Below are 12,114 nucleotides of genomic sequence, written 5' to 3'. Positions count from 1 at the left end.
GATCCTCCTCGTCTCAGGCCGTCGCCGTCTGGGTGTCGAGCTTCTCGGCCCAGGCGCGCATGCGGTCGAGGCCGGTCCAGTTGGCGTCGACGAAGGTGATCGCACCGGTCGGGCATGCTTCGGCGCAGGCCGGCGAACCGGCGCACAGGTCGCACTTCTGCACCTTGCCGGTGTCGGCGACGTAGTTGATCGTCCCGAAGGGGCAGGCGATCGTGCACACCTTGCAGCCGACGCAGGTCGTCTCGTTGACCACCTTGGCGCCGGTCTTCTTGTCTTCCGAGATGGCGCCCACGGGACAAGCGTGCATGCACCAGGCTTCGTCGCACTGGGTGCAGGTGTAGGGCACCTTGCGGCCGGTCGAATGGAAGTCGAACACCTTGATGCGCGACTTCGAGGTGGCGAAGACACCGTGGTTCTCGAACGAACAGGCCATCTCGCACTGGAGGCAGCCGGTGCATTTCGAGGGGTCGATGTGCAGCGAATTCATCATGCCGAGCGCCCTCCCTTGGGTTGCGGGAGAGGGAGTCCGACGTACTCCGCCCCGTGGCGGCGTCCGCGTCTCCCCCCGATATGAAAATCTTTGTGGTCGTTCGAGCAAAACGATGCGAAATCGCAGCGAAAGCGTTATGCTTACAAGCGAACAACGCGTCGTTTCATCCGAACTACTTCGTAGTTGGAACGATTCATAACAGTGGCAGGCGGTTTTGCAATCCGCGGCCGGGGGGATTTTTTCGATCGCTCGAGAGCGTGGCGGCGATGGGAAACGCTTCGTTTCGCCGTGGACTCGAATAAGATCGACCGAAATCGGCTTCCGAACGGGTGGACCGTCGGGGGCGGGAAAATCGCATTCGCCCGGGGAGAGCCGCCGCCATGATCGCCATCCGTCTGTTCCTCAAGCTCGACCCGGAGACGCGCATCGGCCACGGCAAGGTGTCGCTGCTCGAGGCGATCGCCGAGACCGGCTCGATCTCGGCGGCAGGGCGCGCCACCGGCATGACCTACCGGCGCGCCTGGGAGCTGATCGACCACCTCAACAAGGCCTTCGGCCGGCCGCTGGTCGAGGGCCACACCGGCGGCGCCGGGGGAGGGGGCGCGGCGCTCACCGATCTCGGCCGCGAGGTGGTCGAGCGCTATCGGGCGCTGCTCCTCGCCACCGAAGAGGCGGCCGCGCCGCACGTCGCCGCCCTCGAGGCGCTGATGGCGGCGCCGGAAGCGCAGGACGGGTTGGACGACGGTTGTTGAGGGGGACGTCTCCGGAGCACGTCATGGGCATCATCCGCCCGTCACCCCCGGCGAGCCCGAAGGGCGAGGGAAGGGGGGCCATCGATCGTGCCGCCCCCGATCGTGCCGCCCCCGATCGTGCCGGATGAATCCGTTGCCTCTCCGATGGATCCCCTTTCCCTCCGCACTCTCCGAGTGCTCCAGCCGGGGATGACGGGACGAGTGCCGGCCGAAAACGCCGTCCCTTCGGATGCGCACAGAATCTCCGCCCTCGGCCGTGCGAGACTTGCCCTTCACGCCGGCTCGAAGCCGATCCTCCGCAACTCCGCCCGTACGCTCTCCTCGGCCAGCGCCTTCAGGAAAGCCTTCACCGCCGGGCGTTCGATGCGATTCTTCGGGATGGCGAAGTCGTAGTGCTCGTCGCCGTACGGGATGAAGGCGAGGCCGTAGGGTTCGGCCACCGCCCGGATCGCCATGCCCCAGTCGGCCCGCCCCTGGGCGACCGCGGCGGCGACGGCGCCGTGCGAGCGCGGTTGGTTGAAGTAGCCCTCGGGACGTCGACCGGCCAGCAGACCGTCGAGCAGGATGCGGGTGCCGGCGCCCTGGTTGCGGTTGACCATCAGGCAGTCGGGTGCGCTCGCCGCCGTTTCGATCGCTTGGGTCACCGTCTTGCCCTCGAAGCGGGGATCGCCGGGCCGGTGGACGATGCCCTGGACGCGCCGCCAGCCTTCGACGAGATCGATGTCGTCGCCGAGATAGGGGCGGTTCCACGCGCCGGTCTCGGCGTGGAGGAGGTGGGTCGGGGCGATGTCGCATTCGCCGCGCTTGGCCGCCTGGATGCCGCCGAGCGAGCCGAGGGCGAGGACGCGCACCACCCAGCCCTCGGCCGCCAGCCGATCGATGATCGGCTCGAGCCCGACGCAGTGCGATCCGGCGATCACCAGATCGGGGATGCGCACGTCGGGAGAGAACAGGGTGACCTCGCTCAGCGTGCCCGCCGGCATCTGATCGGCGAGGGCGTCGACCATGACGAAGCCGTCGGCCTGGGCGAAGGCGGAGATCGAGCCGGAACCCTTGAATACCGGATGGGCGATGCGTTCGCCTTCGGGGCCCTCGCCGAGCGACACCATGACGAATTCGGTGCGGCCGCGATCCGACGGCACGCGCACCGGCACGGTGGCGTCGAGCTTGGCCTCGGCGCGGGCGGGAAGCCCGGCGAGACGGCGCAGCGACGGCACCACGAATTCGTGGAAGGTGAACATCGCCGAGGTCGGGAAGCCCGGCAGCACCACCACCGCCTTGCCCTCGCACACCGCCAGACACAACGGCTTGCCCGGCTTCAGCGCCACGCCGTGGGCGACGATGCCGGGCGAGCCCAGTTCGCCGACGAGGCGGGCGGTGTAGTCACCGGCGCCCTTGGAGGTGCCGCCGGAAAGGATGACCATGTCGCAGGTGGCGAGCGCTTCGTGGAGCGCGGCGCGCAGCTTTTCCTCGTCGTCGGGGATCGCCCCGTAGGCGACGGCCTCGCCGCCGTTCTCGGCGACCGCCGCGGCGACGATCGGCCCGTTCGAATCGTAGATGGCGGCGGGACGCAGCGCCTCGCCCGGCTGGACCAGTTCGTCGCCGGTCGAGATCACCGCCACCTTCGGTCGGCGGAAGACGGCGAGCGAACCGATGCCGCAGGCGGCCATCATGCCGATCTCGCGCGAGCCGACGGTCGATCCGCGGCGCAGCAGCACCTCGCCGCGGGCGAGGTCCGAGCCGGCGTAGGCGAGATTCTGGCCGCTCGCCACGGCGCGGCGGACGACGACGGCACCGTCGGCGCCCGGTTCGGTCCACTCCACCGGCACCACCGCGTCGGCGCCGCGCGGGATCGGCCCGCCGGTGGCGATCACCGTCGCCATGCCGGCCGCGACCGCGTGCTTCGGTGCGGTGCCGCAGGCGATGGTCTCGCCGGTGAGGCGAAGCGTCACCGGAGCGACTTCGGAGGCGGAGGCCACGTCGGCGGCGCGCACCGCGAAGCCGTCCATGGTCGAGCGATCGAACGGCGGCACGTCGATCGCCGGCACGACGTTCTCGGCCACCACGCGGCCGAGGCCGGCGGCCAGAGGCACCGTCTCGACCCCGACCGGTTCGGCCGCGAGCGCCGCCTCGAACCGGGCGAGCGCCTCGTCACGGCCGAGAACGGTGAGAAACTGGTCCTGTTTCATGGGGTACTCCGAAGCGGGGGAAAGGTGAGGGCGCGGGCCGTGAGGAGAGTGCCTTCGGCCTGTCCTTCGCTCTGCGGCGGCAGTTCGACGAAGGCGTCGGCGGCGGCGATCGCCGACCACGACAGGCCGCCGGTGGCGAGCGGTCGCCACGCGGAGCCGTCACGGGCGAGGAGCGCGATCTCGCTCATCCCCACCTGCGACACGATCTTGCGGGTGAGCGGCCGGGTCTCGGTCGGCGGAGGTTCGCGCGCCGCGGCGAGGGCGGTGAGGAGCGGCTCGATCAGGGTGAGGCGCGCGGCGAAGATCGCCTCCGGGCGATGCGGCAGCACCAGGGCGGGGCGGTCGGCGATCGTCCCCCAGGCGAGCGATTCGAGCCCGGCGAGCGCCGCGCCGTGGCCGAGACGCCGGCCCGTACCGTCGAGGAGGGCGAGCGCCGCGTCTTCGGGGCCGATCTCGGCGTTTCCGACCAAGAGGACGAGGTCGGCCGCGCCGATCGGTGCATCGACGGTTCCGATCGTGGTTTCGGCATCCGCCTCGACCATCGCCGCGACGAGCCGCGCCGATCGCGATGCCTCCGGCGCGTCGGCGTGGCGGACCGCGACGCGCGGACGGCGAATCGACAGGGTCGCGTGGCCGATCGCGTCGGCGAGGAGGGCGAGATGCGGTGCGATGCGCGTCCCCGCCGTCACCAGGCGCGTTCCGGCAGCGAAATCCTCGCCGGCGCGGCGCAGGTTCTCGCCCGGCGCCACCGCCTGCTGCACCGAGGCGAGGCCGAAGTCGTGGGTGACGGCGTCGGCGGGCACCACCGCGTCGCAGCCGTCGGGAATCGGGGCGCCGGCGGCGACCGGAACCAGCCGCGCGGGGTTCGCCGGCGCATAGGGCGAGGCACCGACGGTCTCGATCGAGGCGACGGCATGGCCGGCGATCAGCGCCACCGCCGTCGTCGGCACCGCCGTCGCGGCGACGACGTCCTCGGCCGCGATCGCGCCGATCGTCTCGGCCGACGGCACCGATCGCGGCGCCACCGGACCGGCGAATCTCATGATGTCGTCGCGGAGCCGGGAGAGTGGCGTGAGGGCGGCGGGCGTCGCGTCGCGGCTCATCCTGGATCGAATCCCCGTTTCCTCCGTCGATCCCGTTGCGTGCCGGGCCGATCCGTCGTGTTCGTGGCGCCATAATGGCGGGTCGGCCGTCGCTCGGCCAGAGGGAATCGGTCGGCGCGGGAGGCCTGTGGACGGTCGGGCGCGACCTCGCGAGCGGGCGATGCGATGCACGGCGAAGCGGCCGGACCGACTTCGCTCGGCGACCGTCTTGACCGCGATCAAGGGGTTCGCGCCGTCGTCGCCTATCTTCGCGGGTCGACGCGCGCGGGCGCGAGGAGGCGAAAAAGGCGATGCGGCGAGACGAGGTTCCCGAGCAGGCGCCGGCCGGGCTCGGACACAATGCCGGCGGGGCGACGATCGCCATCGAGGTGCGGCTGTTCAACAGCCTCACTCGGCATGCCGGGCCGGAGGGGCCGGTGCGGCGCATGGAACTCGAGGCGGGCGCCACCGTCGGCGACGTCGTCGACCGATTGCGCCTGCCGCCGGCCGACGTCTTCCTGGTGTTGCGCAACGGTCGCGACATCTCGCCCGGCGTCTACGGCGGCGGCCTGATCAACCGCGAGGCGACGCTCGACGAAGGCGACGTTCTCGCCTTCTCCGGGCCGGTTCCCTACTCGTTCGGCTACGGTTCGCCGGTGGTGTGAGCGGTTTCCGGCCTCGCGCGCACGCGCGCGCGAAATCTCAATGTCGGAGCGGTGTCGGCGATCCGGCGGAGGTCGGGCCGAGACGGGGAGGAGGATCGAGGAGGAGAGGGCGGAACGGTCGAACGGCGAGAGCCGCGCGAGGCGCGGTTCCACTCGTTTCGACGATGTCGTGGATTCTTCGATGTCCGGAATTCTTCCGAGGAAGAAATGGCGGGAGTGACGGGGCTCGAACCCGCGACCTCCGGCGTGACAGGCCGGCACTCTAACCGACTGAGCTACACCCCCGCTGGACCGCTTCGGGGGCGTGCCCCGTCGGCGATGGAGGGTCGTTTAAGGTGCCCGGCTTCCGGTGTCAAGCACCTCTTGCCGGCGAAGATTCCGGCGTCGTCGGCAGCCGGTGGAAAAGCCGGTTTCGCCGCGCTTTCTCCGATCCTCGCCGATCGCGGCCGGCGAACCGCCGGTGCACCGGGGTGAGGTGGATGGAACTTTGGTCGAGGTCGACCTATTGTGTAATACCAGAATGCGCCAAATCGGCTGAACCCGGGAAAGCCTTTCGCCGCCCTCTTTTCGCGAGCCGCGGCGAGGCGGATCGGAGCGGCCGTCGACGAGGGTCTCGCATCCTGTGATCCCGGGGTCGCGGCCGCACGCGCGGGCCCGAGCGAAGAAATGGGCGAATCGCCGAAACCGCGGGGAAAGCGCGAAATTCCGCGGCGGTGCGCTTTGTTGCGCCGCGGTAGGGTGTGGGATGCGGGGTCTTCCGATCGTCCCCCCACACTCGACCAAAAGAGCGGGTGAAGGCGCTTGCGTCGCGGGGGTGGCTGAGCTAAGCGTGCCGTCGTGACGACGGGTCGCAGCCGCGAATTCGTCGTATCCTCGCCGTGACGGCGCCGTGTTCCCAGAATCGGCGCGAGGAACCCGGCGAGAGCAGTCCGATCCACGATCTCGGATCGCGGATCGCTTCCCGGATCGGGGGAGAGGAACGGGATCGCCATGCAAGCCCTGCTCAGCGAATACCTGCCGATCGTCGTCTTTCTCGCGCTGGCCTGCGTCATCGGCCTGGCTCTCATGATCGCGCCCTTCCTGGTCGCCTACAAGAAGCCGGATCCCGAGAAGCTGTCGGCCTACGAATGCGGATTCAACGCCTTCGACGACGCGCGCATGAAGTTCGACGTCCGCTTCTATCTGGTGTCGATCCTCTTCATCATCTTCGATCTCGAAGTGGCCTTCCTGTTCCCGTGGGCGGTGGCCTTCGGCGGTCTCGGCTGGTTCGGCTTCTGGTCGATGATGATCTTCCTCGGCGTCCTCACCATCGGCTTCGTCTACGAGTGGAAGAAGGGGGCCCTGGAATGGGACTGATCCAACCGTCTTCGCCGCTGGTCGCTCCCGCTCCCAAGGGGATCATCGATCCGAACACCGGTAAGCCGGTGGGTGCGGAGGATCCCTTCTTCCTGAAGATCGACGACGAGCTCGCCGACAAGGGTTTCATCGTCACCGCGACGGACGACCTCATCAACTGGGCGCGCACCGGCTCGCTGATGTGGATGACCTTCGGTCTGGCCTGTTGCGCGGTCGAGATGATCCAGATGGCGATGCCGCGCTACGACTGCGAGCGCTTCGGCTTCGCTCCGCGCGCCTCACCGCGCCAGTCCGACGTGATGATCGTCGCCGGCACCTTGACCAACAAGATGGCCCCGGCGATGCGCAAGGTCTACGACCAGATGCCGGAGCCGCGCTACGTCATCTCGATGGGCTCCTGCGCCAACGGCGGCGGCTACTATCACTATTCCTACTCGGTGGTGCGCGGCTGCGATCGCATCGTGCCGGTCGACGTCTACGTGCCGGGCTGCCCGCCCACCGCGGAGGCGCTGCTCTACGGCGTGCTGCTGCTGCAGAAGAAGATCCGCCGTACCGGCACCATCGAACGCTGAAGTCTCGTGGCGGTGCCGCGAGGCGCCGGAAAGGTCGAGGAAGCATGGCTCAATCGCTCAAGTCTCTCGGCGAGACCATCGCGGCCAAGCTCGGCGACAGGATCGCCGGCTGGTCGGTCGGCGTCGACATGGTGGTGCTTCAGGCGACGCCGGAGACCGTCCTCGACGTGCTGAAGACGCTCCGCGACGATCCGGACCTGAAGTTCGTCGCCTTCACCGACATCTGCGGGGTCGACCGGCCGGCGCGCGAGAAGCGCTTCGACGTCGTCTATCACCTGTTGTCGCCGACGAAGAACACCCGCGTCCGCATCAAGCTCGAGACCGACGAAGTGACCCCGGTTCCCTCGGCGACGGCCCTCTTCCAGGGTGCCGACTGGTTCGAGCGCGAGACCTACGACCTCTACGGCATCCTCTTCACCGGGCACCACGACCTGCGTCGCATCCTCACGGACTACGGCTTCGACGGTCATCCGCTGCGCAAGGACTTCCCGATGTCGGGCTACGTCGAGGTTCGCTACGACGAGACCGAGAAGCGGGTGGTCTACGAGCCGGTGAAGCTCACGCAGGAATACCGCAACTTCGACTTCCTCAGCCCCTGGGAAGGACCCGACTACGTCCTGCCCGGCGACGAGAAGGCCGGATAGCGGCAGGGGAGGGGGAATGACACAGCCGAGCATCGGACCGATCGTCCTGCTTCTGCTGTTCGTCGTTCTCCTGATCCCGATCGTGACCACCGCGATGCAGGTGGGCTCCACGGTCTGGGAGCGAACATGGGGTCGCAACTGGCGCTGGTTGGCGCTGGTGGTGACCGGATCGGTGATCGGGTGGCTGATCGCCAGGTTCGGAATTCTCCCCTGACCGGGAGAACCACGATGGATCGAGGGACCGCGCGATGGGCGCCGAAGCGACGGTACGCAACTTCAACATCAACTTCGGGCCGCAGCACCCGTCCGCGCACGGCGTGCTGCGTCTGGTGCTGGAGCTCGACGGCGAAGTCGTCACCCGCGCCGACCCGCACATCGGTCTGCTTCACCGCGGCACCGAGAAGCTGATCGAGAACAAGACCTACGCCCAGGCCACCCCGTATTTCGACCGGCTCGACTACTGCGCCCCGATGAACCAGGAGCACGCCTTCGTGCTCGCCGCCGAGCGGCTCATCGGCCTCACCGTGCCGAAGCGCGGTCAGCTCGTCCGCGTGCTCTACTGCGAGATCGGCCGTCTTCTCTCCCATCTTCTCAACGTCACCTCTCAGGCGCTCGACGTCGGCGCGCTGACCCCGCCGCTGTGGGGCTACGAGGAGCGCGAGAAGCTGATGATCTTCTACGAGCGCGCCTCCGGCGCTCGTATGCACGCCAACTACTTCCGCGTCGGCGGCGTCCACCAGGACCTGCCGGAGAAGCTGGTCGAGGACATCGGCAAGTTCTGCGACAACTTCGACAAGGTGGTCGACGATCTCGAAGGCCTCCTGACCGAGAACCGCATCTTCAAGCAGCGCAACGTCGACATCGGCGTCGTCAGTCTCGAGGACGCGCTCAACTGGGGCTTCACCGGCGTCATGCTGCGCGGCTCGGGCGCCAAGTGGGACCTGCGCAAGTCGCAGCCCTACGAGTGCTACGACGAGATGGATTTCGACATCGCCATCGGCAAGAACGGCGACTGCTACGACCGCTATCTCATCCGCATGTTCGAGATGCGCCAGTCGAACCGCATCATGAAGCAGTGCGTCGAGCGGCTGCTCGGCAAGGAGCGCGTCGGGCCGGTGTCGGCCGAGACGCACAAGGTGGTGCCGCCCAAGCGCGGCGACATGAAGCGCTCGATGGAAGCGCTGATCCACCACTTCAAGCTCTTCACCGAAGGCTTCCATGTTCCGGAAGGCGAGATCTATGCCGCCGTCGAGGCGCCGAAGGGCGAATTCGGCGTCTATCTCGTCTCCGACGGCTCCAACAAGCCCTATCGCTGCAAGATCCGGGCGCCCGGCTTCGCGCATCTCCAGGCGATGGACTTCCTCAACCGCGGTCACATGCTCGCCGACGTGGCGGCGATCCTGGGATCGCTCGACATCGTCTTCGGCGACGTCGACCGGTGAGGCCGGAATGAACCGGCGGAGTGAAGAACCCCGTCGAACGAATACACGTACGATCGACCGTCCGAGGATTTCATGAGCGTCCGCAGGCTCGCCGCCACCGAGGTCCAACCGGCCTCCTTCGCCTTCAGCCCCGAGAACGAGGCCTGGGCCGCGACGGTCATCGCCAAGTTTCCGGCCGGCAAGCAGGCCTCCGCCGTGATCCCGTTCCTGATGCGGGCGCAGGAGCAGGAGGGTTGGGTCTCCAAGGCGGCGATCGAGACGATCGCCGACCGGCTCGGCATGAAGCACATCCGGGTGCTGGAGGTGGCGACCTTCTACACTCAGTTCCAGCTGGCGCCGGTGGGGTCGGTCGCGCACATCCAGGTGTGCGGTACGACGCCCTGCATGCTGCGCGGCTCCGACGGCATCATCGAGGTCTGCAAGACCCGCATCGCCCATCACGCCCACGAGCTCTCCGCCGACGGCAGGTTCTCGTGGGAAGAGGTCGAGTGCCTGGGTGCCTGCGTCAACGCCCCGATGGTGGCGGTGGCCAGCGACACTTACGAGGACCTGACGATCGACACGTTCAACGCGGTGCTCGATGCCTTCGAGCGCGGCGAGACGCCTGCACCCGGCCCGCAGAACGGCCGCAACGGCGCCATGGCCGAGGGCGGCCAGACGTCGCTGACCGATCCGGGGCTCTACGACGGTTCGTACCGCGTCAACATCGTGACGCAGGGCAAGTGACGAGGACGCCGTCCGGCGACGGACGGCGGAACGATCCGGCGGCGACGTCGGGTGGTGTTCGAGAGGCGACTGGGAAGAGACCGATGCTCCACGACAAGGACCGCATCTTCACCAACATCTACGGTCTTCAGGACAAGAGCCTGAAGGGCGCGATGTCGCGTGGCCTCTGGGACGGCACCAAGCAGATCCTGGAAATGGGTCGCGATTGGATCATCGACCAGATGAAGGCCTCGGGCCTGCGCGGCCGCGGCGGCGCCGGCTTCCCGACCGGCCTCAAGTGGTCGTTCATGCCCAAGGTCTCCGACGGCCGGCCGCACTATCTGGTGGTCAACGCCGACGAGTCCGAACCGGGCACCTGCAAGGATCGCGAGATCCTGCGCAACGACCCGCACCACCTGATCGAGGGCTGCCTCCTGGCCTCCTTCGCGATGGGGGCGAACGTCGCCTACATCTACGTGCGCGGCGAGTTCATCCGCGAGCGCGAGGCGCTGCAGGCGGCGATCGACGAGTGCTACGCGGCGAAGCTGATCGGCAAGGACAACGTCCACGGCTATCCCTTCGACCTCTACGTCCATCATGGCGCCGGCGCCTACATCTGCGGCGAAGAGACGGCGCTGCTCGAGTCTCTCGAGGGCAAGAAGGGCCAGCCGCGTCTGAAGCCGCCGTTCCCGGCCAACGTCGGCCTCTACGGTTGCCCGACGACGGTCAACAACGTCGAATCGATCGCGGTGGCGCCGACCATCCTGCGCCGCGGCGGTGCCTGGTTCGCCGGCTTCGGCCGCCCGAACAACACCGGCACCAAGCTCTTCTGCGTCTCCGGCCACGTCAATCGGCCGGCGACCTTCGAAGAGGAGATGGGCGTTCCCTTCAAGGAACTCATCGACAAGCACTGCGGCGGCATCCGCGGCGGCTGGGACAACCTGCTGTGCGTCATCCCGGGCGGCTCCTCGGTGCCGCTGGTGCCGGCCGCGGACATCCTCGACGCGCCGATGGACTTCGACGGCCTCAAGGGCGTCGGTTCGTCGCTCGGCACCGCGGCGGTCATCGTCATGGACAAGTCGACCGACGTCATCCGGGCGATCGCGCGGTTGTCCTACTTCTATCGCCACGAGAGCTGCGGCCAGTGCACGCCGTGCCGCGAGGGCACCGGCTGGATGTGGCGCGTCATGGAACGTCTGGTGAAGGGCGAGGCCGAGATGTCGGAGATCGACATGCTCCTCCAGGTCACCAAGCAGGTCGAGGGACACACCATCTGCGCGCTCGGCGACGCCGCAGCGTGGCCGATCCAGGGACTGATCAAGCATTTCCGCCCCCTGATCGAAGAGCGCATCGCTTCCAAGAAGTCGATGCGCGTGGCGGCGGAGTGAGGAACGGGCATGGCCAAGATCAAGATCGACGGCAACGAGATCGACGTCGCAGCGGAAGCGACGCTGCTGCAGGCCTGTGAAGCGGCCGGCGCGGAAGTGCCGCGCTTCTGCTTCCACGAGCGCCTGTCGGTCGCCGGCAATTGCCGCATGTGTCTGGTCGAGGTGAAGGGCGGTCCGCCGAAGCCGCAGGCCTCCTGCGCCATGTCGGTCAAGGACCTGCGCCCGGGCCCGAACGGCGAGCCGCCGGAGGTCTACACCAACACGCCGATGGTCAAGCGCGCCCGCGAAGGCGTGATGGAGTTCCTGCTGATCAACCATCCGCTCGACTGCCCGATCTGCGATCAGGGCGGCGAGTGCGATCTCCAGGATCAGGCGATGGCCTACGGCATCGACGCCGGCCGGTTCCACGAGAACAAGCGCGCCGTCGAGGACAAGTACATCGGCCCGCTGGTCAAGACGGTGATGACGCGCTGCATCCAGTGCACGCGCTGTGTCCGCTTCACCGCGGAAGTCGCCGGCGCCGGCGATCTCGGCCTCATCTCGCGCGGCGAGGACGTCGAGATCACCACCTATCTCGGCGCCGCCATGGCCTCCGAGCTGCAGGGCAACGTCGTCGACCTCTGCCCGGTCGGCGCGTTGACCTCGCGCCCCTACGAGTTCACCGCCCGTCCGTGGGAGCTGACCAAGACCGAGTCGATCGACGTCATGGACGCCGTCGGCTGCAACATCCGCGTCGACGTCAAGGGCCGCGAAGTCGTCCGCATCCTGCCGCGCCTCAACGAGGACGTGAACGAGGAGTGGATCTCCGACAAGACCCGCCACGTCGTCG

At 68.1% G+C, this 12,114-nt stretch carries 13 protein-coding genes and 1 tRNA gene; 10 read left to right on the top strand and 4 right to left on the bottom strand.

All coding sequences use genetic code 11. The features are described 5' to 3' along the window. Window positions 1-13: 13 nt before the first annotated feature. Window positions 14-490: a 4Fe-4S dicluster domain-containing protein gene (locus V7Q42_RS14170; protein ID WP_333824742.1), complete on the bottom strand. Its 477-nt coding sequence runs from the start codon at window positions 488-490 to the stop codon at window positions 14-16. Window positions 491-870: 380 nt separating this feature from the next. On the opposite strand from V7Q42_RS14170, the gene V7Q42_RS14165 reads away from it, so the two are divergent. Further along, a complete protein-coding gene (locus V7Q42_RS14165) occupies window positions 871-1,242 on the top strand; it encodes a winged helix-turn-helix domain-containing protein (protein ID WP_333824741.1) in 372 nt (123 codons plus the stop codon). A gap of 272 nt (window positions 1,243-1,514) precedes the next feature. Here V7Q42_RS14165 and V7Q42_RS14160 read toward each other — a convergent pair whose 3' ends face one another. Further along, the gene (locus V7Q42_RS14160; RefSeq protein ID WP_333824740.1) at window positions 1,515-3,431 is read right to left on the bottom strand and encodes a molybdopterin biosynthesis protein; all 1,917 of its coding nucleotides are present in this window, start codon (window positions 3,429-3,431) and stop codon (window positions 1,515-1,517) included. After that, on the bottom strand, window positions 3,428-4,474 hold the full coding sequence (locus V7Q42_RS14155; RefSeq protein ID WP_333824739.1) for a hypothetical protein: 1,047 nt from the start codon (window positions 4,472-4,474) through the stop codon (window positions 3,428-3,430). Before V7Q42_RS14155 ends, V7Q42_RS14160 begins: the two co-directional genes overlap by 4 nt. A gap of 350 nt (window positions 4,475-4,824) precedes the next feature. On the opposite strand from V7Q42_RS14155, the gene V7Q42_RS14150 reads away from it, so the two are divergent. Beyond that, complete coding sequence (locus V7Q42_RS14150) at window positions 4,825-5,178, top strand: MoaD/ThiS family protein (protein ID WP_333824738.1); 354 nt, start codon at window positions 4,825-4,827, stop codon at window positions 5,176-5,178. 208 nt (window positions 5,179-5,386) lie between these two features. On the opposite strand, the gene V7Q42_RS14145 is transcribed toward V7Q42_RS14150, so the two are convergent. Then, window positions 5,387-5,463: transfer RNA gene (locus V7Q42_RS14145), tRNA-Asp, on the bottom strand. Window positions 5,464-6,168: 705 nt separating this feature from the next. Here V7Q42_RS14145 and V7Q42_RS14140 point away from each other — a divergent pair. From V7Q42_RS14140 to V7Q42_RS14105, 8 genes are all read left to right on the top strand, one after another. Beyond that, a complete protein-coding gene (locus V7Q42_RS14140) occupies window positions 6,169-6,534 on the top strand; it encodes an NADH-quinone oxidoreductase subunit A (RefSeq protein ID WP_333824737.1) in 366 nt (121 codons plus the stop codon). After that, window positions 6,525-7,106 carry a NuoB/complex I 20 kDa subunit family protein gene (locus V7Q42_RS14135; protein ID WP_333824736.1) on the top strand — a complete coding sequence of 194 codons (582 nt, stop codon included), beginning with the start codon at window positions 6,525-6,527 and terminating at the stop codon, window positions 7,104-7,106. Before V7Q42_RS14140 ends, V7Q42_RS14135 begins: the two co-directional genes overlap by 10 nt. A 44-nt stretch (window positions 7,107-7,150) precedes the next feature. Beyond that, a complete protein-coding gene (locus V7Q42_RS14130; RefSeq protein ID WP_333824735.1) occupies window positions 7,151-7,750 on the top strand; it encodes an NADH-quinone oxidoreductase subunit C in 600 nt (199 codons plus the stop codon). 16 nt (window positions 7,751-7,766) lie between these two features. Next, a complete protein-coding gene (locus tag V7Q42_RS14125) occupies window positions 7,767-7,964 on the top strand; it encodes a hypothetical protein (RefSeq protein ID WP_333824734.1) in 198 nt (65 codons plus the stop codon). A gap of 34 nt (window positions 7,965-7,998) precedes the next feature. Next, a complete protein-coding gene (locus V7Q42_RS14120) occupies window positions 7,999-9,192 on the top strand; it encodes an NADH-quinone oxidoreductase subunit D (RefSeq protein WP_333824733.1) in 1,194 nt (397 codons plus the stop codon). A gap of 72 nt (window positions 9,193-9,264) precedes the next feature. Next, window positions 9,265-9,918, top strand: coding sequence for an NADH-quinone oxidoreductase subunit NuoE (gene nuoE / locus V7Q42_RS14115; RefSeq protein ID WP_333824732.1), 654 nt, complete (start codon window positions 9,265-9,267; stop codon window positions 9,916-9,918). Between the two features lie 83 nt (window positions 9,919-10,001). Next, window positions 10,002-11,285 (top strand): NADH-quinone oxidoreductase subunit NuoF, encoded by a 1,284-nt coding sequence (gene nuoF, locus V7Q42_RS14110; protein ID WP_333824731.1) that lies wholly within the window; start codon window positions 10,002-10,004, stop codon window positions 11,283-11,285. A gap of 9 nt (window positions 11,286-11,294) precedes the next feature. Beyond that, window positions 11,295-12,114: 2Fe-2S iron-sulfur cluster-binding protein (locus tag V7Q42_RS14105; protein WP_333824730.1), on the top strand; the 820-nt coding region annotated here is incomplete at its 3' end.

This window comes from Pinisolibacter sp. (genome assembly GCF_036782435.1).
GTDB lineage: Bacteria > Pseudomonadota > Alphaproteobacteria > Rhizobiales > Ancalomicrobiaceae > CALBKH01.
This window is presented reverse-complemented; position numbering and strand designations above follow the sequence as displayed.

Excerpts from the sequence above, each read along its gene's own strand:
- nuoF (WP_333824731.1), top strand. The coding sequence starts at position 10,002 with ATGCTCCACGACAAGGACCGCATCTTCACCAACATCTACGGTCTTCAG.
- V7Q42_RS14155 (WP_333824739.1), bottom strand. The coding sequence starts at position 4,474 with ATGAGATTCGCCGGTCCGGTGGCGCCGCGATCGGTGCCGTCGGCCGAG.
- V7Q42_RS14170 (WP_333824742.1), bottom strand. The coding sequence starts at position 490 with ATGATGAATTCGCTGCACATCGACCCCTCGAAATGCACCGGCTGCCTC.
- V7Q42_RS14130 (WP_333824735.1), top strand. The coding sequence starts at position 7,151 with ATGGCTCAATCGCTCAAGTCTCTCGGCGAGACCATCGCGGCCAAGCTC.
- V7Q42_RS14150 (WP_333824738.1), top strand. The coding sequence starts at position 4,825 with ATGCGGCGAGACGAGGTTCCCGAGCAGGCGCCGGCCGGGCTCGGACAC.
- V7Q42_RS14160 (WP_333824740.1), bottom strand. The coding sequence starts at position 3,431 with ATGAAACAGGACCAGTTTCTCACCGTTCTCGGCCGTGACGAGGCGCTC.
- V7Q42_RS14125 (WP_333824734.1), top strand. The coding sequence starts at position 7,767 with ATGACACAGCCGAGCATCGGACCGATCGTCCTGCTTCTGCTGTTCGTC.
- V7Q42_RS14165 (WP_333824741.1), top strand. The coding sequence starts at position 871 with ATGATCGCCATCCGTCTGTTCCTCAAGCTCGACCCGGAGACGCGCATC.
- nuoE (WP_333824732.1), top strand. The coding sequence starts at position 9,265 with ATGAGCGTCCGCAGGCTCGCCGCCACCGAGGTCCAACCGGCCTCCTTC.
- V7Q42_RS14135 (WP_333824736.1), top strand. The coding sequence starts at position 6,525 with ATGGGACTGATCCAACCGTCTTCGCCGCTGGTCGCTCCCGCTCCCAAG.
- V7Q42_RS14140 (WP_333824737.1), top strand. The coding sequence starts at position 6,169 with ATGCAAGCCCTGCTCAGCGAATACCTGCCGATCGTCGTCTTTCTCGCG.
- V7Q42_RS14120 (WP_333824733.1), top strand. The coding sequence starts at position 7,999 with ATGGGCGCCGAAGCGACGGTACGCAACTTCAACATCAACTTCGGGCCG.